The sequence below is a fragment of the Citrobacter sp. RHBSTW-00524 genome (assembly GCF_013747755.1).
Lineage (GTDB): Bacteria > Pseudomonadota > Gammaproteobacteria > Enterobacterales > Enterobacteriaceae > Citrobacter > Citrobacter braakii.
Genome location: NZ_CP056421.1, coordinates 1,240,830 through 1,265,631 on the forward strand (window position 1 = coordinate 1,240,830; position 24,802 = coordinate 1,265,631).

Here is a 24,802-nt window from a genome sequence, read left to right on the forward strand (position 1 = left end):
TTATTAAAGGCCGATGCACATATATTTGATTTCTAAGTAGTCTTCGATGCCGTATTTCGATCCTTCACGGCCAAGACCGGAGGCTTTAATTCCCCCAAACGGGGCAACTTCGTTGGAGATAATGCCGGTGTTAATCCCGACAATGCCGTATTCCAGCGCTTCGCCAACGCGAAAGACGCGGCTCAAATCACGGGCGTAGAAATAGGCGGCCAGACCAAACTCGGTGTCATTGGCCTGAGCGATGACGTCAGCCTCGTCCTTAAACCGGAACAGCGGAGCCAGCGGGCCGAACGTCTCTTCTTTGGCGACCTTCGCGTTGTCAGGCACATCCACCAAAATGGTGGGCTGGAAGAAGTTGCCGCCGAGTGCGTGAGGTTTGCCGCCCGCGATAATGCGCGCGCCTTTATCCAGAGCATCGGCGATGTGTTCCTGCACTTTGGCTACCGCTTTCTCGTCGATCAGCGGCCCGGTGGTGACGTCAGGTTGCAGACCATCACCGAGGTGCAGTTTGCTTACTGCCTGCTGGAGTTTTTCGGCAAAACGGTCATACACGCCGTCCTGCACGTACAGGCGGTTGGCGCAGACACAGGTTTGGCCAGCGTTACGGAACTTCGATGCCAGTGCGCCTTCCACGGCTTTATCAAGATCGGCATCGTCAAAGACGATAAACGGCGCATTGCCGCCCAGCTCCAGCGACACTTTTTTGATGTCTTTGGCGCACTGCTGCATTAACTGACGGCCAATTTCGGTTGAGCCGGTAAATGACAGCTTGCGTACCAGCGGGTTGCCAGTCAGCTCGTTGCCGACCGCGCTCGCTGAACCGGTCACCACGCTGAAAACGCCTGCCGGGATCCCGGCGCGATTGGCAAGCTCTGCCAGCGCCAGTGCGGAGTAGGGGGTCTGGCTGGCCGGTTTAAGCACCATTGTGCAACCAGCCGCCAGCGCCGGACCGGCTTTGCGGGTAATCATCGCCGCGGGGAAGTTCCACGGCGTAATCGCGGCGGTAACGCCGATCGGCTGTTTGATGACGATTAGGCGTTTGTCGGCCTGGTGGCCGGGGATCGTATCGCCATAGATACGTTTGCCCTCTTCGGCAAACCACTCAATAAAGGAAGCGGCATAGGTGATTTCACCTTTGGCTTCTGCCAGCGGTTTACCCTGTTCCAGGGTCATCAGACGGGCGAGATCGTCCTGATGCTCAATCATCAGGTTGAACCAGCGGCGCAGGATGTTGGCCCGCTCTTTGGCGGTCAGCGCACGCCAGGCGGGCAGAGCGCGGTTAGCGGCGTTAATCGCTTCGCGGGTTTCATCCGCCCCCATTTTCGGTACGCTACCTAATTGCTGACCGTTGGCGGGGTTGGTCACCGCGATGGTCTCGCCGCTGTTGGCGTCACGCCAGTTGCCATCGATCAGTGCTTGCTGGCGAAATAAGGTTGGATCGTTAAGTTGCATAATTGCGTCCTGTCTAAATCGTTTTAACGGGTGAATGCGGCGTGTAATGTTTCCACGCTACGTGCCGCACGCAGCGTGCGTCCGGGATTACTCTGGTTCTCCAGCAGCGCATGAACTTTGCTGACAATATGCGCGCCGATAGGGATCGCCGACGTTGCTGCCGGAGAAGGCGCGTTACAGGTGTGAATTGAGCGTGGCGTGGTGACAAACAGGAAATCGTCGATTAGCTTGCCGTCCGGTGATACAGCCTGTGCCCGCACGCCTGCAGGCCAGGGCTGCAGATCCTTGAGCGTCAGACTCGGGCAGTACTTTTGTACCAGCCGCAGATAACCGCTTTTGCACAGCGAATTTTTCATTTCGCCAAGTCCTGAGCGCAGGTTGTTTTGCAGCACGCGACGAATGCCGGAAGAGCTGAGGATCTCCAGCGTATCGCTGAGCGAGAAGTCGCGTTTACGGTAGCCTTCACGTTTAAATGCCAGTACCGCGTTGGGGCCCACGGTGACGCTGCCGTCAATCATCCGGGTCAGATGAACGCCGAGAAACGGCATCGCCGGGTCGGGGATGGGGTAGATCAGATGGTTGACTATCTGGTTATGTTCTGACGCCAGACGGAAATATTCGCCACGGAACGGACAGATGATAAAGCCGGGTTCAACGCCGAGCATTTTCACTAGTCGGTCCGCCATCAGGCCAGAGCAGCTAATCAGCGTCGCTCCCTCAAATTCCTGACCCTGACGGGTATGTACGACAACGCCCGCAGCGTGCTCTTTTAGCGCGCTGACCTCAGCGTTGTAGATAATCTCACCGCCTTTGGCCTGAAATATTTTCGCCATCGCGGCGGTGACTTCGCGGTAGCTGACGATCCCGCTCGACGGAACAAAAATACCGCCCAGCCCGGTGATGTTGGGTTCACGCTCGCGAAGCTCCTGCGCATTCAGCCATTCGCGCTCAAGGCCGTTAGCGGCGGTGCGATCCCACAGCGCGCGCATGCGCTCCATTTCCAGTTCGGAGGTGGCAACCAGCATTTTTCCGCAGACGTCGTAGCGGATGCCGTTTTGGTCGCAAAAGGCTTTTGTGGCGCGATTTCCGGCCAGGCAAAACTGCGCCTTCAGGCTGCCGGGGGTGTAATAGACCCCGGCATGAATTACGCCGCTGTTGTGGCCCGTCTGGTGACAGGCCGGGCCGGACTCTTTTTCCAGCAGCGCGATTCTGGCGTCCGGATAGACATCAATCAGCTGCATGGCGGTCGACATGCCGATAATGCCGCCGCCAATAATCACAAAATCATACATCCGCTTTATTCCTTCGCGCTTACTGATGAGTCTGGTAGTGGTTTGTCGCGTAAGCGAAATAACCACGCTGGCGCATCAGCTCGCGGCGCAGGTCAGGATGCGAGGTGAAGCGATCGCGACCGTGCAACCAGAACAGGTTGTTGATTAGCAGGAATTTACCGACTGAAACCGGAACGGAAATAATGGCCTTGCTGGTTTCCAACGCATCGGACAAATCGCTCAGCCAGACGCCTTCTTCATAATCTTTTGGCTGGACGAACTGGTCGATGTAGCGCATCACCGGGCGGCCCTGCTGGTCAACGTCAAACACCGGATGGAACACTTCCTGACTGACGTTTTTGCTTGGCGGTGCGGCAAAGCGCATGGCGCGACGCGCCAGCGGGTGGGTAAAGTACTGATCCAGATGTTCCCAGTCGTCGAGGTGCAGCAGCAGCGAGTTACCGCCGGTCATGTTCTGCTCGTCAATCTTCATCATCAGCACATAGTCGGTGATTTCTTCGAGGTAGGTTCCGTCGTTATGCAGCTCCATTACACGGTGCGGCTGGCGCAGATAGCTGTCTGAGTTATCAACGTTTTTCACCACAAAACGGGCATAGTATTGACCGCTCATCGCATCAAAATTGGAGCGCCCGATAAGATGCGCTACCGCCGTCGCCAGCTTGACCATCTCTTCAGCCTGTGCCACATCATCTACGCCAACAGCGTTGATCAGCAGTGCGCCTTCGGCACGATCGAGCAACGTTTTCAGCAGTAAAGGCTGCAACTGATTGCCGCACAGGTCGTCGAGGATCTTGCCCACTTTGAAGCGCAGGAAGGATTTGTATTCCAGTGCCTGCACCGGCCACTGCGCTACGGCTTTCAGAAATTGCTCAGTGGTCTCAGCGGAAAAAGTCAGCTCCAGCAGGCGTGGGGACTGGGCTGATGGTTTCAACGTGAAACCGCTGTAGTGCTGGGCTGGATCATCAGCGTTCGGTTTTACGGCAGTCAGTGCGTTCATCAAATCGTTCCTCTCAGTAGATTGTCAGGGAGATATGGCGCAGCTCGTTTCGTAGCCATAAATTAAAAATATCTACATTTTTTAAAAACGCGCACAGAATGGGCTTGTTTGTTTATTATTTGTGATCAAAAACAACAATTATTTAACATCATAAAAAGTGAGGTTAAGTGCGAGAGGAGAAGGGCGGACAGGTAATGTTATTTTAAAACAAAGAGTTAATTATTCTGCCGCTGAGGGTAACTCAACGGCAGCAGCAAAGTCAGTAACCGACTTTATAAATGCGTCCGGTTTGGATGCCTTCCACGCTGCGGCGATAGGCATTGGCAACGGTAGCGGCGGGGACGCTTTCAAAGCCTGGGAAGAAACCATCGTATGCTTCGGCGGATTCACTGAGTACGGTTGGGCTTATCAGGTTAATGCGCTGACCACGACCTAGCTCACAGGCAGCAGCGCGCACAAATCCTTCCAGCCCGGCATTGATCGTTGCCGCATTCGCCCCTTGTGCGATGGGTTCATGGGCGATAATGCCGCTAATTAGCGTAATCGAGCCGCCATCATTGAGGAAATGTTGCCCGGTTAATGCCAGACGTATCTGGCCTAACAGCTTATCCTGTAATCCCTGATTAAAGTCCTCGTCGGTCATTGTCGACAGCGGGCCAAAGAACAGGTTGCCGGTGGCGGAAACGATCGCATCTACCCGACCGACTTTTTCAAACAATGCCTCGACACTCTCCTGCGAGGTGATATCGACCTGGTAATCTCCCTGCGTGCGACCTACGCGGATCACCTCATGTTTACTGCTTAACGTTTCTGTGACTGCGCGCCCCACTGTACCGCTGGCACCAATAATGACGATTTTCATAACCACCTCCAGAATAGTGTGAGCCACTATTCTTTAATGAAAATGAAATCGGATAAACTGGCTATAAGTTAGATGATTACTAACCAGAGGTTTGTAATATGGATAAGCTGCGCGGCATGGAAACGTTTATCGCCGTGGTGGAGAGCGGAAGCTTTACCTCCGCGGCAACTAGACTCGAGATGTCTGCGGTGATGGTGGGAAAATATATCACCCAACTGGAAGCACAGCTCGGCACGCGTCTGCTGGAGCGCAATACTCGCCGCCAGAGCCTGACCGATGCCGGGCGTGTCTATTTTGAAGAAGCCCGCCGCGTGCTGGAGCAGGTGTCGATAGCTGAGCGTTCGGTAGAGCGTCTGCGGCTGGCCCCTGCGGGGACGCTGCGCATTAGCGCGCCTACTTCTTTTGGCGCTTGCGTTATCTCGCCGCTGGCCGCTGCGTTTTTACAGGCCTGGCCAGAGGTGCGCATTGAGCTGGATCTGACCAACCGGATGGTTGATCTGGTGAATGAAGGCGTCGACCTGGCGATCCGTATTGGCGATATCCATCAGACTGATGTGGTGGCGAAATACCTGTGTCCTTACCGTATGGCGATCTGTGCATCAAAGGATTATCTTGCCCGTCATGGCACGCCCCTTACGCCAGCGGATCTGGTGGATCATCTGTGCCTGTCCCATACCGTGTGGACCGCTCGCAACGAATGGATACTGCCTGGCGTGACGGGCGAGGTCAGATGGAAGCGCGATGCGATCCTGCGCTGTAACGATGGTCATGGCCTGCGTATGGCGGCGGTAGCGGGGGCCGGACTGTTATTGCAACCGGAGGTGCTGCTGGCGCAAGAGTTGGCTACCGGGAAACTGATTCGGATACTGGAAAAGTTTACGCCGCAGCCGCGGCCTATTCATCTGCTGTGGCGACAAGATTTGCGTCCGCTGCCCAAGCTGACGCGGTTTGTTGAGCACGTACTCAGTGCCGTTCAGGAATTAAGATGAAAATGCCGGATAAGGCGCGTCAGCGCCGCTATCCGGCATATTATTAACTGATATCCACCTGCGGTTTGCTGTTACGTTTACGAATCAGGCGTAGCACTGGCGGGACCACGATAACCAGTACCGCCATCACCAGCAGCACTTTCGCCACGCCGCTGGCCCACAGAATATCCATATTACCGTTACTGATAGACAGCGCCCGACGCAGGTTCTGCTCCAGCATTTCCCCGAGAACGAAGCCTAAAATCAACGGCGACATCGGGAAGTGCATTTTGCGCAATATGTAGCCCAGCACGCCGAGGGCAACCATCAGCACCAGATCGAAAGTGGTACTGTGGACGGCATACACGCCCACCGCGGAGACTGCCGCGATAGCCGGTACCAAAAACCACAAGGGGATGGTCAGCATACGGGTAAACAGGCCGATCAACGGGATGTTCATCACCAGCAGCATCACGTTAGCAATCAGCAGCGCCGCAATCAGCCCCCAAACGATATCCGGCTGTTCGGTGAACATGGCCGGACCCGGGGTGATATTGTACAGCGTCAGCGCGCCCATCATCACCGCCGTGGTGCCGGAGCCCGGTACGCCGAGCGTCAGCATCGGGATAAAGGAGCCACAGGCCGAGGCGTTGTTGGCGGCTTCGGGGGCCGCCACGCCGCGTATATCCCCTTTGCCGAAGCTGTCGCTATTGCCGCTGAGCTTTTTCTCGGTCATGTAGGTGATAGCGCTGGCAATGGTTGCGCCCGCGCCGGGCAGGACGCCGACGAAAAAGCCAATCACCGATGAACGCAGGGTTGCGCCAACGCACTGCGCACCTTCTTTGGCGTTAAATAACATGCGGCCCGTTTTACGCACCAGCGTCTGGCCACTGCTGGTATGTTCCAGCATTAACAGTATTTCAGAGACTGAGAACAGCCCAATCACTACCACGATAAACTGCACACCGTCGGAGAGATGAACGCTGTCAAAGGTAAAGCGATAAACCCCGGTATTGGCGTCTACGCCGACGGTCGCAAGGCCGAGACCGATAAGCGCTGCCAGAAATGATTTCAGCGGGTTTTGCGCCATCATGCTGCCGAGGCAGGCAATGGCGAAAACCATTAAGGCAAAGTATTCCGCCGGACCGAAGGCCAGCGACCATTGGGCTAACGCCGGGGCAAACAGAATGATGCCGCCGATAGCGATAAGCGAACCAATGAAAGAGCTGACCGCCGAGATAGAGAGCGCAACGCCGCCGCGGCCTTGCTGCGCCATCGGGTAGCCATCCAGCGCGGTCATAATCGCCGCCGCATCGCCGGGAACATTCAGCAGGATGGAGGAGATACGTCCGCCGTATTCACAACCTATGTAGACCGTAGCCAGTAGGATCAGCGCAGATTCTGCTGGCAGATGCAAAGCGAACGCCAGAGGCAGCAGGATCGCCACGCCGTTAATGGGTCCAAGACCAGGCAACAGCCCGACAATGGTACCGACAAAACAGCCAATCAGGGCGATGACCAGGTTTTCCGGCGTCATGGCCACCGCGAAACCCTGAGAAAGATAAATCCAGGTATCCATCGTTTCTCCGTTAACCCAGCCAGGCGCCGAGTGGTAAGGTGACGTCAAGCAGTCGGTCAAAGGCATACCACAGCAGAATGCCGAGTACCGCGCCGGAAATACCCGCAGCCGGAATGGTTGCGCCGAACAGCATGCCAATCACCACGGTGAGAATGGCGGTGGAGATGGGAAAACCGAGCCATTCGAAACCCCAGGCGTACATCAACAGAACAATCACCATCGTCAGCAGCTTTTGCAGCACGTGACGGCGGGGCCAACTGATGGTGTCGGGATGGCGCAACAGCAGCGCCACGGCGCATACCAGCATCAGGCTGATAATGCCAAGCGGAAAGGGACGCGGCCCAACCGGCTCATAGCTGTATTCGCTGGTGATTTGCCAGGCCACGAACAGCCCGGCTATACAGAGCAACAGCCAGATACCTGCAAAAATACGATCGCTCATCATCTTTGCCTCTGCGCTTATTTCGCCAGACCGAAAGCTTTCGCCTGCTCACGGTAATCCGTGACCTGCTTTTTCACGTATTCGTCGAGCTGCTTACCGCTCATGTTGAATTCAAACAGGCCGCGCAGATCGCGCTGCTTTTTAAACTCATCGGTCTGCTGGAGTTTGTTAAAGGCATCAACCCACCACTGATACTCGGCGTCGCTGACTTTTGGTCCAACGTAGAAGCCACGAATGATGGGCCACACGAGGTCGTAACCCTGCTCTTTGGCGGTTGGTACGTTAGCTAACTGGCCTGGCAGACGTTCATCAGAGAACACGGCGAGCACGCGGATTTTGTCGCCGCTAAGATAAGGCACCATCTCGCTGAGATCGCCGGAAACCACCTGTACGTGATTCCCCATCAGCGCGGTGACCGGTTCGCCGCCGCCCTCAAAGGCCACATAGCGCATCTTGTGTGGATCGACGTTGGCTTTTTGCGCCAGCAGCGCCGACTTCATCCAGTCCTGACTACCGATAGAGGCGCCTGCGCCAATGACCACGCTGTTAGGATCTTTCTCCATAGCCGTCAGCAGATCTTTCAGCGTTTTCCATGGTGAGTCCTGGCGTACGGCAATCATGCCGTAGTCAGTGCCCACGCTTGCCAGCCAGCGGACATCATCAACGCCGTAGCGACCAAACTTCCCTTGTGACAGGTTCAGCAGCGAGCCGCCGGAGAATGCCACTACGGTACCCGCTTCAGCCGGACGTTGCGCGACGATCGCGTTATAGGCCACGGCGCCAACGCCGCCGGGCATGTAGGTAACGCGCATCGGTTTTTCGATAGCACCGGTTTCCATCATGCTCACTTGAATCAACTTACAGGTGAGATCGAAACCACCACCAGGTTTAGCAGGGGCGATACATTCTGTGCGCGATGGCGCTTGTTCCGCCAGAACAGAGGTACTCATCAGTAAAATGCTTGCAGTAAGGGTACGAAGTAACTGTTTTTTCATTGTTTATCCTCACGCCGGAAAACCGGATTTTCGGGTACGGAAGAAGATTTTTGTGATTATGTGAGCCGATGTGTAGCAGTTCGGTTGCGTGATTGTTAAAACATTAACCTTTCAATTCCCTTTCAATGCGGCAGAAACTTTACAGGATGTGATATGCGTCTCTTATTAGCGGAAGATAACCGTGAGTTAGCTCACTGGCTGGAGAAAGCGCTGGTGCAAAACGGTTTTGCCGTCGACTGCGTTTTTGATGGCCTGGCGGCCGACCATCTTTTACAGAGCGAAACGTACGCGCTGGCGGTGCTGGATATCAATATGCCGGGACTGGATGGTCTTGACGTCGTTCAGCGCCTGCGCAAACGCGGGCAGACGCTTCCTGTTCTGCTGCTGACGGCGCGCAGCGCGGTGGCCGATCGGGTGAAAGGATTGAACGTCGGGGCCGATGATTATCTGGCAAAACCGTTTGAAATCGAGGAGCTGGATGCGCGGCTGAGGGCTTTGCTACGCCGCAGCGCGGGGCAGGTGCAGGGCATACAGCAACTGGGCGAACTGGCGTTTCACGATGAGGGCTATTTTCTGTTGCAGGGGCAGCCGCTGGCGCTTACGCCGCGCGAACAGGCATTGCTGACGGTGCTGATGTACCGTCGATTGCGACCGGTTTCGCGTCAGCAGTTGTTTGAACAGGTCTTCAGTCTAAACGATGAGGTCAGCCCCGAAAGCATTGAATTGTACATCCATCGTCTGCGTAAAAAGCTACAGGGAAGCGATGTGCGCATCGCCACGCTACGCGGGCTGGGCTATGTGCTGGAGCGTAGCGATGAAGTGGGTTAAACCCCAATCGTTGTACCTGCAACTGCTGATGTTTCTGGGTTTGCCGCTCATGTTGTTGTGGGGGCTGTCGGCATTTAACAGCTATGTCAGCGCGCTACAGGCGGCGACGCAGGCGTATGACCGGACGCTGCTCTCGTCTGCCAGAACCGTCTCCGAGCGACTGGTGGTGCACAACAAACAGCTGGAAGTGAATGTGCCGTGGGTGGTGCTGGACAGCTTTGAGCTGAATATGAACGACAGATTGTATTACAAGGTGGTCGACCCGGCGGGGAAGGTTATCTCAGGTTATGACGATTTACCTGCGATGCCGCCTGCGACATCGCGTACGCGGCTTTATCCGGCGCTGGCGTGGTTTTATCACACTGAATATCGCGGGGAGGCAATTCGCGTGGCGCGTCTGCTGCAGCCCGTCAACGAGGGCGGCATTATCGGCATGGCCGAGATTTATGTCGCCGAAACGCTGCAATCGCGACGTTACCTGGCGCGACAGCTGCTGTTTTCCTCGTGGGTTTCGCAAGGGCTGCTGGTGCTGCTCACGCTGGTGCTGGTCGGCTGGCTGCTGCGTCGGGTGTTACGCCCGATGCGCCAGCTGTCATCGCTGATGGTGCGTCGCGAGCCTGGGCTGCTGACGCCGCTGCCGGAGCTGCTGCCGTGGTCGGAAACCCGTCTGTTGATTGTGGCATTCAACCGTTATCTGGACCGACTTCGCGGCCTGATCTCTCGCCAGGAGCGCTTCAGCGCGGATGCTTCCCATCAGCTTAAAACGCCGCTGGCGGTGCTAAAAACTCAGGCGGCGGTGGCCCTCGCCAGCCAGCAGCCGCAGCAATGGTATGAGAGTCTGCAAGCCATGAGCTCCACGCTGGACAACACCATTCAACTGACGGAAAGGCTGTTACAGCTGTCGGCTGTGAAGCGCAAAGAGCAAGGAGAAAGGCACTTCTCGCCGGTTAATTTGTATGAGGTGGTGCAAAGCAGTTGTTTCACGCGACTGGCGCAGGCGCGCAGTAAAGGGATCGATCTGGGCTATGAAGGGGAACAGGATGCGGTGTGGATTGAGGGCGATGAAGTCCTGCTTGGCGAACTGTGCGGGAATCTGCTGGATAACGCACTGAAATACACGCCGCCGCATGGTGTGGTAACCGCCCGTCTGCTGCGAAAAGGAGAGGCGGTGGTGCTGGTGGTTGAAGATAGCGGGCCGGGCATCGATGAGCAGATGGTGCACCAGGCGCTGCTACCGTTTCATCGCCTTGATAACGTCGGTAATGTCCCTGGCGCCGGGATAGGCCTGGCGCTGGTCAACGACATTGCTCGTCTGCACCGCACGCACCCTCAGCTATCACGGAGTGAAGCATTAGGCGGGTTAAGCGTACGACTGCGGTTTTTATGCCTGGTGCGAGACGCGCAGGACGATCAGCATCGTCCTGCGTCTGTTATTTAAAGGTCACTGTCGCATTGACAGGGATACTAAATGTGCCGGGTTGGGGAGGATTCTTCAGCCAGAACAGGGTTGCCATGAACTCTTTGCGTCGGCTGTCGCTCTGGTTGGTAAACGCGTTACTGGCAAAATCGATACGGTTGCCGCTGATAATGTCCCCGGAGCCGGGCTGTGCAGCATCCTGGAGCGTAACGCCGATATCTGGCGTACCCTGACCGGTAAAAACTGCGCCGCTGTTGCTCGTGGTGCCGGTAAACGTTACCGCGTAGTTGATACCGCGACATTCATGCTTCCCGGCGGCTTCTGCGGCAATAACGGCAAACTGTTTACTGTGGCTGTTATCTTTTCCCACTTTTGCTTCGGTAATGCTGATCCTGCCAAACTCGACGGTATCCGTTCCTTTGTCAGAGCTGATAGAGACGATCGGTTCGCAGTTGATATAACTGATGTTATTCAGGCCATTAAGCGCGGGGCCAAAGTTTTTTGCCGGATTGCTGGTGGAGCAATGCGAACCGCAGGCGTTAATGCTGCCAATACCGTCGACGACGAAAACTTTGTTGATGGTGCGACCGGCCAGCGCAGGCAAAGGATCCGGGAGTTTTCCGGTAGCGACCAGACTAAGGTTAAAGGTGAAAGAAAATGTTTGCGAGCGCGCCTGGCAGTCACTGGTATGGCTGTGGTTATTACTCCTGCAGTAGTTGTCTGAACCTGCTCGGGGCAACGTTGCCTGATATTGGGTGGTGACGGCCTGGGCGCTTTGATCGTAGGGGCGACCATCAATGCTCACCACCAGTTTCATATTGGTTCCCTGCAGAAAATGCGCAAACTCATGATCAGGGTCGATGTAGATTCTGGCGGCTTCGCCGTGGGGCATATAGTCTGTGTCGCGGCAAGTGACGCTAACGGTTTGTGGATTGGACACCCAAACGGTGTCCCCAGCGGTGGTACTGTGGCTGATTTTAATGGGATCAACGTGTACGGAGACGCTGTTTGCTGTACAGGTAACCGCATAGCTTGCACTACTGAATATCGGCAAACAAAGCAGCACCACGAGTTTAACTATTTTTAACGGATTCATTGATTGCACCTTACGAGCCGACGCACTGGGCGGTAATTTGTGTATATCCGATTTTCTTCACCGGCTGGTTATGGTTATCCGGCATTTGAATAAAGCAGTGTTCATTTGCATGGGAGCCCCAGCGCACTTCCAGGCGAGAATTGTCCTCCACGCCGCTGGCATACAGTGCGCCATGCATACCGACCAGACCGTGGCTACGACCTTTGGTATCTCGTACGTTCGCGCCGACCGGGGGGGCAATATTGCCGGGCATGACGGCATTGACCAGATAGTTGCGGCCGCTGAAGGTTTCAAACACCACTTTGCCGATGGCTTTCTCTGTTGGAACAATTTTTTTCTGTGCCTGCGGAATATCCAGCCCGGCACCAATATCAGCGGTATTCAGACTCACCACGTTGTAATGCCATGCGTCTGCTGCGGTAAGGACCGCATAGCCGTTACCGTCAATGGCCACGCCATTTTGTTGCTGAATATGGACACCGTCGGCATTTTTGGCCTCGACCAACACCATGGTATCGCCAGGAGAGTGCATGAGCGTCACGCCGCCTGCGTGCAGCATTGCCCCGCCGCTGATGCCCATATTCATATTCTGGTAGTTGCGTCCTGCGCTGTAGCCCCCCTGAACATTCATCTTGTCACCTTGCCAGGCGGCGTTAACCCCGGCAGAGGAATCCTGTCGATCGGTGGTACTGCCCTGAACGCCCCAGCTCAGACGATCGTCAAATGCTGTATTGCTGTAGCTGGTGGAGTAGCTGTCGCCATTCTGCTGGCTATGCATGATGTTGGTGGAGACAAAGCCGCGGCTATCCATGAAATCGAATGGAATGGAAAGCGTCAGGTTGATACTGCGGTCCTGGTAGTCGTACTGGTTACGGGTATCCTGTACATAAACGCTCCAGTTGATTTTCCCCAGTGTATCGTTGTAACCCAGCTGTATCGTGCGGTCGTGACTCCCGTTGTGCCAGTAGTTTTGCTGGCTGGCGCTGACGTAAAGAGAGGCGTTATCCCACAAACGCTGGTTAACAGAGACCTCAAAACGTTGGCGGCGATTATTGTAGTTAGTGGTGTAGTAATGCTTTTTGTTGTGCTCTTCGCCAGGAAAACGCAGCTGTTGATTCGGGTCGTCATAGGCGATGTCGTAATAGCCCGAGGACCAACTGTTATGCTCGTTAATGGTGTCGCTAAAGCTGTAATAACCGGAGGTATTGTAGCGGTAGCCAACCAGACGGAAATCCGTACCGTACTGGTTCAGCGATTTGGAGTATAAGAAACGGTAACTTTGTCCTGTGGACGCATCTCCACTGGCAAGCTGCGCTCTGGCGGTAGTGATATCGAAAGAGATCGCGCCGAACTGGTGCAGATCCTGCGCGATCCCGGTGGCAATCGCATTATAGCTTTCTGCGGTCAGGAAACCACCGTACAACGTGGAGCCAAAGCTGAGACCATAACTCAATGTGCCTTGAACAAAGCGGGGCCGCCAACCGCCGCTGTAACCGTCGCGGTATTCCCCTGCCGTAAACTGAAAGCGGTTGTTACCTGCACGCAGCATGTTCGGGACCGCTGAATAAGGCACACTGAAATTACGCCGACTGCCATCGGCTTCAATAACGCTGACGTTCAGGTCGCCGCTTTGGTTGCTGGGGTTGATATCGTCAATGTCAAACGCGCCCGGCGCGACGTTTTTACTGTAAATCAGATAGCCATTTTGACGGATTTCGATTGTGGCATTGCTATTGGCGACGCCGCGAACGACTGGCGCAAAATCGCGTTGGCTATCAGGCAACATGTTTTCATCGCTGGTGAGCTGTGCCCCGGTAAACTGAATGCTGTCAAACACATCGTCGTCCGTATAGGTTTGCCCGAAGCGCAAGCGGCTACGCAGCGCAATAATATTACGTTCCACCCACGTGGAAACCGCCTGCCATTGACGGCCTGAACCGCTGGCATAGCTGAAAGTAGACTGGTTGCGAAAATGCCATCCCGCCAGGTTTATACCGTTGGCAAAACTGGCAAAAAAAGAGTCATGATCCTGACCCTGTTCAATCAGGTGCGTCGTATTGGCGTTGTAGCCGACAAAAGCGGCATTAATCCCATCGTCATAGGCCGATTCAGGCACGGCGTCATGCGCAGTCGAAAGCAGAAACGCTTCTGGTACTGAAATATCAATGCGCTGGTAGTTTGCATCTGCCGTCAGGCGACTGTTTGCGATCAGCGCCGTGAGCTCCACGCAGGTATCGGCGTTACCTTCGGGGATTTTAATCCCGTATTTGCGCAGATCGTCCGCGCTCAGGCAAGGTTGCGGCTTGCCTTGTGGTTTACGTCTTTTAAAGTCAACATTGCGCGTTTCGACGAAGCTATGGTCAAGATATATATCGTATTCAAACGTACCTTCGCTAAGTCCGTCATTACGGGCTATTTGCACTACGGAGGTAATATTTTGCGTACCATGTACAAAACGGGTATTAAACTGCGGCGTGCTGCTGGCGTATGCAGGTATGCACACGGCCAGCGTTGACAGCGTAAAGAGGGTGTACCGTTGCGGCTGCTTATTTTTTTTCATCATGTGCAACCCCAACTTAATTGCAAGATACCGGGACGTTATTAACCGCGTTAGTGCCGCCATAATCATCTACCCAGCTAAAACCGATATGGCTGACTTTTTGCTGTGACAACGCAAACGTGCGTTCGCCATGCGGATTAACCATGTCGGCATCGATGTTTTGGCCGTTAATATGTAATTGCGTCAGGGAGATATGTAACGGCGTCGCATTGACCGCCCGCAGAGTATGACCGTGGCACTGCCACTGTAATTTCTCAACGGCTTCAGGTAGCGTCATATTCAGACCAGCAGGGCGATAAAATAGTTTGATGCGAATACGCTGCGCCAGCTGTAAGGTATTTTCTTCATTCTCGATGGTGGGGATTTCCTGCACATTAATCCACACTACAGATTCAACATCCTCAGGAAAGCCGTTGCCCTGATAAATAGCTCGCAACACGGCTGATTTATGGCCGTCAAGTTTCAGGACCGGGGGCGTAATTAACATTGGCAGATTGGCTGGCGTCTCATCCGGATTACCATTATCCAGCCACGTCTGTACCATATATGGCTTGTCTGTATTATTGTTGACGTCAAACATCGCCGCTTTATCGTTCTCATTATAAATAACGCGTGTTTGACCCAAATTAATTGCGCTGTGAGCGGTGCTAACCACACACAGCAACAGGTAAAAGAATATTTTATTCATCAGGTGCACTTTCCAGGTTCAGGGAAGAGTGCCATCCATAGCAATCAACGTCCGTTATTTATAAATGACGGTGTAATTCATAGCCGCAGTGATCGTGCCAGCTGCAGGCACCGCTGTGCCAATTTGCTGATATTTGGCGACCAGAGTGATTTCTGCATTGCCATTTGCGCCAGTTGGACTCAGAACCACTTCGTTATTACCACTGGAGAAATCGAGGGCTTGACCTGCATAATCCACTTCGATGCCTACATCGGTGGCAGGAGTTGAACCACGATTCGCTTCCAGAAGTGTTGTGTTACTGCCAGGGTTTTTACCGGTAAAGACCACCACATAGCCGCTTCCTCCAGTTGACCCCTGGCAGTTGGTAAATTGCAACTTAAACGAAGTATCACCGGTGCTAGAACCCGCGCTGCCAAATAACTGGTTGGTGACTTGCGGTAATGTAATATCTTTATCTGTCGTAGCGGTATTAACCACGCAGGTACTGGCAACAATATCACCGGTAAAATTGACCGTTGCGGTGGCTTTAGAACCAGCTCCTGGAGTGGTAACGTTAGCAGCGCCTGCATTAGCGGCAAACAAAGCGACCAGTACACTGCTGGTAAGTGCAGTTTTCATCATCATAACTCCGTTAAATTTATTATTTACCCAGAAAAGTACTTGTCAGAGGCACAGATTCAGCTGGAGTTCATCAACGTCAAAAAATGATGTAGGACTTCATTTGAAAAAAACGATTAACGTGCGTAAATTGCTCAACAAGTAATCCGGTGCGGATATTATTTATTTGCGAAAAATAAGTAAACAAAATTTTTTGGCATCATTGAATGGCTTTGGGAGGGTTTTTTATATATATCTTAACAAAAGCGTATACATTGTTATCAATAGTTCTCTGGGTCGATTTACGCTGCTTTTAACAAAAAATTAATGCTGTCATTTATTCGCTTCTCTTTATTTTTAATAGATATGTTGGTAAGCGCTGAAAATTCTGATGTTAAAGGTGTGTTCATGCAGAATGTTGACATTAGTAATATGTAACACGCATTTTCTGAATGATTGGCTATCGTTTTAATTTAAGCCATGCTTGCTGCTTCTACTCATCGGAGTTGCTACAATTATTTAAACTAAATTTTTTTTACTATTCGTTTTTTTTTGAAATTTGAGCGTGAAAATGAAAGCAATCGCAGACTCTTCGTAAAATACCTTATTTATAATAAGGTTGCTAATCATTGCTTTGTAAATGTGTTACTAAGTTATTTTTATGGTGGGAATTATAAATAGACTTATTGATTTCTTCTGTCGCTCTCCAGGACTCTCATCACTGGCCGTAGCGCAACGAGGTTTGGACAAAGTATTGCTTTTTGTAAGGTTAAGCCGTTGTCAGGCGATCATCATGTGATTCTACCCGTGGTAGCTTATGAGTTGTGAACTGTCAATGACGTTTATGTTGCGTTTTATCATTTTTTCTAATGATAAAAATAAAAAAGAACATTAACAGATAATCAATTGAATCAGTGGGTTGTATTTGTGTGGTGCGAAACTTATCACATTGTATTACATTGTTTTTTACATTTAATGACGGTGTGCCGTTGCGTTTTTAAGACTTGTGATATAATTAGCAACATAAATGAGGAAAAAAACAATTAAAAATCAATAAATAATGGGCTGAGATATGCTTAAAAAATCGCTAAAGATTAGCAGCCACGGATATCCAGTCTTTTTAAAGCTGGTCGATTTCATTGTAATCAATGCGACGTTAATTTTTAGCGCCCATCTGTTAGGTCTGGCGCCATTTAACACCATTGCCATTCTGAGTATTCTCTTCTCAGTCTTTTTCTTACTGTTTGCTGAATACATTAAAATTTATCAACAAAAGATTAAGACGATCGGTTTACGTAATCAAAAACGGTTGGTTTTTTGTACGCTGCTGGCGATTTTTCTGAACGAACTGGTCAGCATGACGGTGGCTGAACCCGAGTCTCTCGGCTACTTAGACAAACTGCCTTCCCCCTTTTATTCAGCGATTATTTACTGGTACTTCATCCCATTACCTTTTCTTTATTACATTCGCTTTTTCATTTTTAAATATTCAACGAAAAAGAGCATGCGCGTGGCGATTATTGGTCTGACCGACAATGGTCTGGCGGCAGAAAACGCGTTAATGGATGAATACGCTAATATCACATTAGATCTGGCTTTTTATGATGAGCGCGCCTTATCCCGCTGTGGCGATATCGTCGATAAGGTAAAAAGCCCCTTTCGTGGGCCAGTGATCAATCTGGTTGAGGAAGCCCGGCAGGGAAATATAGACGAAATCTACATCGCTTTACCGATGGTAGCTTTACAACGCATTCGTCATTTTTTGGCGATGATGTCAGACACTACCGTAGATACGTATATTGTTCCTGACTTCTACACCTACAGTAACAACATGTCCAAGCTGCGCTCCATTCACAACCTGCAAACTATTGGAATTTTTAGTTCGCCGTTTGAAGGGGCGGGTTCGTTTATCAAGCGGGCGGAAGATTTGGTGCTTGGCAGCATTATTATGGTGATGATTTCTTCGCTAATGTTGGCCATTGCCATTGGAATCAAACTCACTTCCCGCGGGCCAGTCTTTTTCAAACAAGATCGGTATGGTCTTAGCGGGCAAAAAATTAAGGTCTGGAAGTTTCGCTCGATGCGCGTTATGGAGAACGCCGATACGGTTATTCAGGCCACTAAAAACGATCCGCGGGTAACCAAATTCGGTAGTTTCTTACGCCGCACCTCACTGGATGAACTGCCGCAATTTATCAATGTATTGCAGGGAAGTATGTCGATTGTCGGTCCCAGACCTCATGCGGTTACGCATAATGAGCAGTACCGTAAACAGGTCGAAAATTACATGATCCGCCATAAAGTTAAGCCTGGGATCACCGGGCTTGCGCAGATCAACGGTTTCCGCGGGGAAATCGATGCGCTTTATAAGATGGAAAAAAGGGTTCAGTACGATATTGAGTACATTCAAAACTGGTCTTTATGGTTGGATATAAAAATTATTATTAAAACTATTTTCAAAGGATTTGTCGGTAAGAATGCATACTAAATTACTCGTGATTACCGGAATCGTGATATCGCAGCCCGTATGGGCTGATTTAACACCGAAATCACACATTGGCTTTGCGGGGATCGACTTCCAGGGCAAGGTCGCTGTGGACTATGGTTATAATGATAACGTGTCTTATCAGCCACATAGCAGAGATGCTATCGGTTCCTCGTTTCAGAGCGCAGCGCCCGTTTTGAGTATGATCGGAGAGCGCGGTCAGGATAAGTATTTACTGATGTACTCCGGTGATTATCGTAACTACTCAAGCGATTCCGCTGATAACTATAACGATCATTTTTTCCGTTTTAACGGTGCCTGGCGCTATGGGCTCAAGCACGGCTTAACACTCAATCTGGAGGATACGCTTGGGCACGAATCGCGCGGTCGAGGGATCACTGAGGGGTTTCTACCGGGTCAATTCGAGCAGTATGGGATTAAATCTCCGCTGACAACGAATTTTATCAACAATGAATTGCGCTACAGCTATGGCGCGCCGGATGGACGCGGGAGAGCGGAACTGGCGCTGTTATACAAAAAAATGACGTTCGGTAATACGTCCGACGCCCAGGAGAGTAGTGAAGATTTCTACAATTACATTCAGGAACAGGAATGGCACGAAAATAGCCTGGTGGCAGAAATTTTTGACCAATACACATCCAGAACGCGTTTTCGCTATAGCTTTATTACTAACCAGCGTCACTATGATAACAACTCAGAAAAAGACACTAATGAGTATTATTTGCTGTATGGCCTGAAGTCGCAGTTGACGGGAAAAACCAATGTCGACATGAATATTTCATGGTTGTACAAGACATTTGAAAACAACGCAAACTCGCATGATTTTAATGGTCTAAACTGGGATATAAAAGGGGAGTGGAAGCCGTTACAACAGTCTGTTTTCACGGTGCACTCAGCGCAAAGCATTAAAGACCCATCGGAAGTTGGGGGATATTTTAGTCACCCAGTATGGTCTTTCTTACCAGCACTTCTGGTTAGGCAACCGTTTTTCTACCTTGCTGGATTACTCATACACTTCAGAAGACTATAAAAAACAGAATAAAGATCGGCATGATAAAGATGGGGTATTTAGCGTAACCATGAGCTATGACTACACACCGTCGGTCAATTTTGAGATTAAATATCAAATGGATACGTTGAATTCGAATAAGGATACTGATTCGTTTTATATCGGTCCCAACGACAATCAGAAAGTCATCAGAACGTTGGGTTATGATAATTCTATGATTATGCTTAAAGCTAAGGTTCAGATCTAAAATGAAAATAATAGAACTGTGCGCGGTTTTGCTATTCAGTATCCTGATGGTCGGATGCACGACGTCCAGTCCGAGATTAATGGACGATCCTGCTACTGTTCAGCTGGATTACCGACTTGGGGCAGGGGATACTGTCAATATCGCTGTTCATGGTCAACCCGATATGACGATGCGGTTTATTTTGGATAAGAGTGGGGAGATTAATTTCCCGTTTGTTGGTGCTCTTATATTAAAAGATAAAACTGTTGAACAGGTGACTAACGAATTAACTCAACGCCTGACCGGAGATTATTTTACTACTCCGATGGTGACGGTGAGTATTGCCGAGTTCCGTAAATACTATGTTTCTGGCGAGGTGAAAAGTCCGAATGGATTCGCTTATGAGCCAGGACTTACCGTCGAGAAATCTATTGCGCAGGCGGGGGGATTTACAGATCGTGCTGACCGTCAAGATATCAACATTCGCCTGTCAGGTAGCAATCAGCTGCTGGAGAATGTTGATTTAACGCACTCTGTTTATCCTGGGGATGTCGTGATTATTGGCATGGGGTTCTTCTGACGATGAAACTATCAATAGTGGAAAACGGCAAAAAACGAGAAAGCACTGTTGAATTCTCCCGCTTTGCCAAAGCGCTGAAAAAGAACGCCTGGAAAATCGCGCTGGCCGGAATCGTTGCCGGTGTCGTGGCTTATCCGTTGATCAGCATGATGTCCTCAAAGTATGTATCAACGGCGACGGTGCTGATTAAGGCGCAGGCCGATAACGTTTCTCCGTTCCCACAGGTTGATGGTTTCGATTCAACGCGCAGTGGTTACTACGAAACGCAATATGCGTTGATGCATTCACGAATTGTGCTCGAGCAAGCCGTTCGCGATATGAAGCTGGATGAAAACCCGGCATTTACCGGGGAAAAAGCCGATGCTCAGGGCGCTGATAGCAGTGAAAGTCGGCAACTGAGAATGGAGCAGGCGCTGAAAACGTTGTCGAAAAACCTGAATGTCATCGGTATTCGGACAACGAACCTCGCCTCTATTACCTATGAATCAACTTCGCCCCAGGTTGCGGCTGATATCGCCAACGGCGTCGCGCAGGCTTTCATCAACTATACGGTCGAGCAAAAGCGTCAGAAAGTAGAGAAAGCCCGCGAACTGAATTATGAAAAAATGGAAGAGATTCAGAAGTCGATAGCGAAGCAAAAAGAAGAGATGGAAAGCTATCTGAAAAATGCCGGGCTGTTGACCTTTCGCGGTATCGATGGTTTTGAAACCGAGCAGTTAAGTATCGTGACCAATCGCCTGGCCGATGCGACCCAACGTCGTATTGCCGCTGAATCCATTTATAACGAGGTGAATGGAGCAGGGAAGTCCGCCGAGAGCGTTATCTCGCTGCCTTCGGTCTCTAACCACGCTCAGATTCAGGATCTGCGCATTGCGTTGATTCAGGCGCAGCGTACGTTGTCTGAACTGCGCAAAGTTTATGGGCCAAAAAACCCCGCCATTTTAAAAGCAGAGGCCGATGTTCAGTCGATCCAAAGCCAAACCGGACGGGTGTTGGGTGAGTTGAAAGTCGGCTTACGTCAGCAATATCTGGCGGCGCTGGCGGATGAAAAGAACTATCAGCAACAGGTGGAACAGCAGAAAGAGATCTTCCAGAAAATAGCGTCAAAACGGGATGCCTGGAACGGCCAAAAACTGTCGTTAGATAAAATGGAAGACCTGTATAAATCGCTCTTTCAGCGTACTCAGGAGCTGTCGCTGTCCGACGTGAATGCCGATGCGGTGTTATACGATCCCGCAGTTCCCGCATTAAACCCGGCGAAGCCGAATAAATCACTGCTGTTGGTGATGGTGGTCATGCTGGTGGTCGTGTTCAGCATCATGTATTTCATTGTCAAAGCGGCAATGGATAACTCAATCGCCAGCCTGAGTCGCATGAAAAAGCGCCTCAACGTTACCCCGCTGGGCGAAATCCGTCGTTTTAGTGGAACCTCAGGGCGTGCGCAAGTGCGCGACATGATCCTGAAGAACCCGCTGAATGCCGATAGTGTGCACGGTATCCGTACCCGGATTATGCTGGATAATCGTCCATTACAGACGCTCGCCGTGGCATCGACGGAACACGGTGATGGGCGTTCTTTGTTGGCGAATCTGTTAGCGAACTCCTTTAGTTTTGACCAGAAAACGCTGCTAATTGATGCGGATTTCTTTAATACGGGCGGGCTTTCTTCTGAACTGGCATCAGCCACATCCGCAGGCCTGGCTGAGCTGCTGCGCGGAGAGACTCAGCTGGAACAGGCGCGGATCACGCTCAGTGATAATCTCGACTTTATTGCGCACGGCAAGAGCACCATCTCTTCTTTACTGATGTTGTCGTCGGAGCACGTTGAACCCTTAATGCGCGAACTGAAATCGCATTATCAGCGCATCATTATTGATGTTGCTGCTGTGAATCAGAGCCAGGATGTTCAACTGATCAAACGTGCCGTCGATGGGGTTGTTTTCATAGTGAAAGCCGGGGTGGAGTCGGCGGGACACATCGCCAGCGCGCTGGATAAGATTGAGGAAAATAACGGCGTGGTGATTGGTGCGGTGCTCAATGCGGTTGAAGAAAAAGATCTTGAAACCCAGGAGGGTCTGCGTTCACTTAACTTCAGTACCGATCAACTGATGACGACGCCAGGCCGGGTATGAGTCTACTGAAGAGCGCTTCCACGATAGCCGGTTCATCAGTCATCTCGCAGTTGATTGGTGCGCTGTCTATCTGGTTGATTTCGCACAAGTACGATATGGCTGAGGTGGGGCTTTATGCGCTCAATTACAGCATCGCCGTGGTGGGCGCGCAGGTGTGTACCTTTGCATCGCAGCTTTTAATTCCAAAACAGCACGACGACGAACTGGTACAGAACGTCGTTTTTTGCCTGATCCAAAGCACGATCATTGCCTTACCGTACGCCGTACTGACAGCGTGGCTGTTTCACCAGAACATCCTGTTTCTCTATTTGCTGACGCTGGCGACGGCGTGGGTTTTAATCTCGGAAAACCTGTCGCTGCGCACGGCCAATTTTCGTTTTCTGATTTTCCAGCGCATCTCTGTCTCTGTGGTGGTATTACTTTCGGTTCTGGTTACGCATCAGGTGCAACTGTTTTATTGGTCATGGGCCTGCGCGACGATGCTGCTGACCATAAGCTGTATTTTGCATTCGTTTGATATTCGTTCCGTGGCGGCCAGACATTTGCGACCTGCCAGTAACTGGCATTTTTTCAAACAAAATATCCATCACATTACCAAAGTTGGTAGTGCGGAAGTGCTGGCGATGGCCAGCAGTAATTTGCCGATTATGTTGATTAACTTTTGGTTCTCGGCGCTGACGGCAGGTTATTTTTCCGTGGTTAGCCGCTTTTGCCTGGCGCCGGTGGTGATCATCGGCAACGCAGTGCGCAATACTATTTTTTCCAAGTGGTCTATCGACTTCAGAAATAACACCTTTAATTATCAGGAATATACCAGGGTGCGGATGCTACTGTTGGTTCTGGGGGTTATCTGTACTCTCGGGGTGTTTATTTTCTATCCAATAGTGATGCGTCTGGGCTTTAGCGAAGACTGGATTAACTCCATTGAGACGTCGCGCTACATGTTGCCCTATTTATTCCCGGCGCTGGCGATAAGCCCTCTGACGGTGATTGAGCTTATTTTTGGTTCCCACCGCTATTTTCTGCGTATCCAACTGGAACAGCTGGCGATTGTGTTATTCGCATTTGTCGTCATTCCCTATTTTCATAAAGATTATGCCACGTCGGTTATCCTGTTTTCTTCACTGACATTTATTCGCTACGCCTTCATTTATCTGAAAATGAATAAGCGAGCCAATCTTCTGAAAGACAAGCCGGTGATACTATGACGCTGAATACCGGATACTATTTACAGGTTTTTAGCTTTGTCACGCTGATCCTGTGTGGCCTGGTGCAATACTTTACCGGCATGCAGTCGGTGCTGTGGATCCCCTTTTTCCTGACCCTGTTGATGGTGGGATTATTGGTGATGCAGACGCGTGATGGCTCGCTGCAGCTGGATGCGCAGGAGACGATTGTCCTGGCGTTGTATTTTTCGTTCCTGATACTGGCCGGAACATCGACGCTGATTCAGGGCGGGATCACCGTCGCGATTGTGGCATTTAAAAATGAAATCGCATTGTCACTGGTGATGATCTGTTTGCTGCTGGGATTTTGCCGGGAGTCGCAGATTTACCGTGCAACGCGCTATCTGTACTGGGTGTTTTACGCGCAAATCCCGGTAATGATTTATCAGGTTTTACTGGTCGTTCCCCAGCGCGTTGCGGTGCGTGGCGAAGATGAGAAATGGGACTCCGTGGTTGGCACGTTTGGCGGTGACCCCATGGGGGGCGGTAACACTGCTGCGATGGGCCTGTTTTGCTTGTTGATTATGTTGTTAAAAGTCTCTGAGTATAAGCACGGATTGACCACGTTCAAGTCCATGGCGTTGCACATTGTTCTTGGGATCGGGCTATGTATTATTGGTGAAGTGAAGTTCGTTATTCTGCTGTCACCTCTGTTCCTCGCGTGGGTGTGGATCTCACCGAGCTACGTCAAAGACGTCAGTAAGGTTAATCTGAAAACGCTGTTGGTTATTGTGGCGGGCATGTTGCTGCTTATTAGCCTGTCGATAGTGATCCTCGCGTACTATTATTCTTCCGCGTTTGGCGGCGATCCGTCGAAAAGCTCGTTAAGCATTTTCATCGACTCCTTAAGCTATATTTTTGACCCGAACTACATCATGTCTACCGGGGAGTTAGGGCGCTTTACGACGTTCCTGTTCTGGTTGAAAAATAACGATCTGTGGGGGCTTTCAGGAACGTTATTTGGTTACGGGCTCAACGCCACTAACAGCGGGAGTACGGTGTCGCCGGGCTTTTTGAATATCATTTATAACTTAATTCTCGACTCGACTTCCCTGAGTATGCTGCTGTGGGAAGTCGGGGTGATCGGCACGTTACTTTTTATTAGCTTATTCATTTATATCCTGAAAGTTTGTCAGCCAAAGCCATTACTGACGCTTGAACAACTGGACCAGCAGGATCTTCAGTTGCTGAGCTTTGCACCGGCGTTTAACGCTTTTGCTATCAGTTGCTTAATTAGCTTACCTTACAGCCAGATACTGATGATTACACCGATGTTACAATTCCTGTTCTATTTATCACTAGGATCAAGTTTAGTGATTCGTCGAACCGTCCTTCGCTGTGTAGGGTAAT

General features: G+C 51.2%; 19 protein-coding genes and 1 pseudogene. 9 read left to right on the forward strand and 11 right to left on the reverse strand.

Features of this window, described 5'->3' with window-relative positions; translation table 11 throughout:
* Positions 1–3 precede the first annotated feature (3 nt).
* The 4 genes from gabD to HV229_RS06025 all read right to left on the reverse strand — a co-directional run bounded on the left by gabD (position 4) and on the right by HV229_RS06025 (position 4,603).
* A complete protein-coding gene (gene gabD / locus HV229_RS06010) occupies positions 4–1,452 on the reverse strand; it encodes an NADP-dependent succinate-semialdehyde dehydrogenase (protein ID WP_016154134.1) in 1,449 nt (482 codons plus the stop codon).
* Positions 1,453–1,475: 23 nt separating this feature from the next.
* Positions 1,476–2,744 carry an L-2-hydroxyglutarate oxidase gene (gene lhgO / locus HV229_RS06015; protein ID WP_016157289.1) on the reverse strand — a complete coding sequence of 423 codons (1,269 nt, stop codon included), beginning with the start codon at positions 2,742–2,744 and terminating at the stop codon, positions 1,476–1,478.
* Positions 2,745–2,763: 19 nt separating this feature from the next.
* Positions 2,764–3,741, reverse strand: a complete 978-nt coding sequence (glaH, locus tag HV229_RS06020) for a glutarate dioxygenase GlaH (RefSeq protein ID WP_016154132.1) — start codon at positions 3,739–3,741, stop codon at positions 2,764–2,766.
* 259 nt (positions 3,742–4,000) lie between these two features.
* On the reverse strand, positions 4,001–4,603 hold the full coding sequence (locus HV229_RS06025) for a short chain dehydrogenase (protein WP_181547069.1): 603 nt from the start codon (positions 4,601–4,603) through the stop codon (positions 4,001–4,003).
* 98 nt (positions 4,604–4,701) lie between these two features.
* Here HV229_RS06025 and HV229_RS06030 point away from each other — a divergent pair, with 98 nt between their 5' ends.
* Positions 4,702–5,592, forward strand: coding sequence for a LysR family transcriptional regulator (locus tag HV229_RS06030; RefSeq protein ID WP_016157283.1), 891 nt, complete (start codon positions 4,702–4,704; stop codon positions 5,590–5,592).
* A gap of 43 nt (positions 5,593–5,635) precedes the next feature.
* Here the strand turns inward: HV229_RS06030 and HV229_RS06035 are convergent, their stop codons facing one another.
* Genes HV229_RS06035 through HV229_RS06045 form a run of 3 tightly spaced genes read right to left on the reverse strand, consistent with a single transcriptional unit; the run spans position 5,636 to position 8,587 of the window.
* Complete coding sequence (locus HV229_RS06035) at positions 5,636–7,150, reverse strand: tripartite tricarboxylate transporter permease (protein ID WP_016154129.1); 1,515 nt, start codon at positions 7,148–7,150, stop codon at positions 5,636–5,638.
* 10 nt (positions 7,151–7,160) lie between these two features.
* Positions 7,161–7,595: a tripartite tricarboxylate transporter TctB family protein gene (locus HV229_RS06040; protein WP_016154128.1), complete on the reverse strand. Its 435-nt coding sequence runs from the start codon at positions 7,593–7,595 to the stop codon at positions 7,161–7,163.
* Positions 7,596–7,609: 14 nt separating this feature from the next.
* The gene (locus HV229_RS06045; RefSeq protein ID WP_080859118.1) at positions 7,610–8,587 is read right to left on the reverse strand and encodes a tripartite tricarboxylate transporter substrate binding protein; all 978 of its coding nucleotides are present in this window, start codon (positions 8,585–8,587) and stop codon (positions 7,610–7,612) included.
* Positions 8,588–8,740: 153 nt separating this feature from the next.
* Here HV229_RS06045 and tctD point away from each other — a divergent pair, with 153 nt between their 5' ends.
* Positions 8,741–9,415 carry a transcriptional regulator TctD gene (gene tctD / locus HV229_RS06050; protein ID WP_049043323.1) on the forward strand — a complete coding sequence of 225 codons (675 nt, stop codon included), beginning with the start codon at positions 8,741–8,743 and terminating at the stop codon, positions 9,413–9,415.
* Positions 9,402–10,853 (forward strand): sensor histidine kinase, encoded by a 1,452-nt coding sequence (locus HV229_RS06055; RefSeq protein ID WP_181547071.1) that lies wholly within the window; start codon positions 9,402–9,404, stop codon positions 10,851–10,853. The genes tctD and HV229_RS06055 overlap by 14 nt, the downstream gene beginning before the upstream one ends.
* Here the strand turns inward: HV229_RS06055 and HV229_RS06060 are convergent.
* Genes HV229_RS06060 through HV229_RS06075 form a run of 4 tightly spaced genes read right to left on the reverse strand, consistent with a single transcriptional unit; the run spans position 10,846 to position 15,800 of the window.
* Positions 10,846–11,928: a fimbrial protein gene (locus HV229_RS06060; protein WP_181547073.1), complete on the reverse strand. Its 1,083-nt coding sequence runs from the start codon at positions 11,926–11,928 to the stop codon at positions 10,846–10,848. The two genes, HV229_RS06055 and HV229_RS06060, sit on opposite strands and share 8 nt — an antisense overlap.
* Before the next feature lie 10 nt (positions 11,929–11,938).
* Entirely contained in the window at positions 11,939–14,491 is a 2,553-nt protein-coding gene (locus tag HV229_RS06065; protein ID WP_181547075.1) for a fimbria/pilus outer membrane usher protein, read from the reverse strand.
* 13 nt (positions 14,492–14,504) lie between these two features.
* Positions 14,505–15,176: a molecular chaperone gene (locus tag HV229_RS06070; protein ID WP_181547077.1), complete on the reverse strand. Its 672-nt coding sequence runs from the start codon at positions 15,174–15,176 to the stop codon at positions 14,505–14,507.
* Between the two features lie 54 nt (positions 15,177–15,230).
* Positions 15,231–15,800 (reverse strand): fimbrial protein, encoded by a 570-nt coding sequence (locus tag HV229_RS06075; protein ID WP_249417786.1) that lies wholly within the window; start codon positions 15,798–15,800, stop codon positions 15,231–15,233.
* A gap of 1,045 nt (positions 15,801–16,845) precedes the next feature.
* On the opposite strand from HV229_RS06075, the gene HV229_RS06080 reads away from it, so the two are divergent.
* The 6 genes and pseudogenes from HV229_RS06080 to HV229_RS06105 all read left to right on the forward strand — a co-directional run bounded on the left by HV229_RS06080 (position 16,846) and on the right by HV229_RS06105 (position 24,801).
* Positions 16,846–18,261, forward strand: a complete 1,416-nt coding sequence (locus HV229_RS06080) for an undecaprenyl-phosphate glucose phosphotransferase (RefSeq protein WP_131346628.1) — start codon at positions 16,846–16,848, stop codon at positions 18,259–18,261.
* Positions 18,251–19,535 (forward strand): annotated as a pseudogene (locus tag HV229_RS06085) (outer membrane beta-barrel protein). Before HV229_RS06080 ends, HV229_RS06085 begins: the two are co-directional and overlap by 11 nt.
* Before the next feature lies 1 nt (position 19,536).
* Positions 19,537–20,094, forward strand: a complete 558-nt coding sequence (locus tag HV229_RS06090; protein WP_181547079.1) for a polysaccharide biosynthesis/export family protein — start codon at positions 19,537–19,539, stop codon at positions 20,092–20,094.
* Between the two features lie 2 nt (positions 20,095–20,096).
* Positions 20,097–22,226, forward strand: a complete 2,130-nt coding sequence (locus tag HV229_RS06095) for a tyrosine-protein kinase domain-containing protein (RefSeq protein WP_181547081.1) — start codon at positions 20,097–20,099, stop codon at positions 22,224–22,226.
* Entirely contained in the window at positions 22,223–23,434 is a 1,212-nt protein-coding gene (locus HV229_RS06100) for an oligosaccharide flippase family protein (protein ID WP_115190319.1), read from the forward strand. Before HV229_RS06095 ends, HV229_RS06100 begins: the two co-directional genes overlap by 4 nt.
* Complete coding sequence (locus HV229_RS06105; protein WP_016154115.1) at positions 23,431–24,801, forward strand: hypothetical protein; 1,371 nt, start codon at positions 23,431–23,433, stop codon at positions 24,799–24,801. Before HV229_RS06100 ends, HV229_RS06105 begins: the two co-directional genes overlap by 4 nt.
* Position 24,802: the final 1 nt, after the last annotated feature.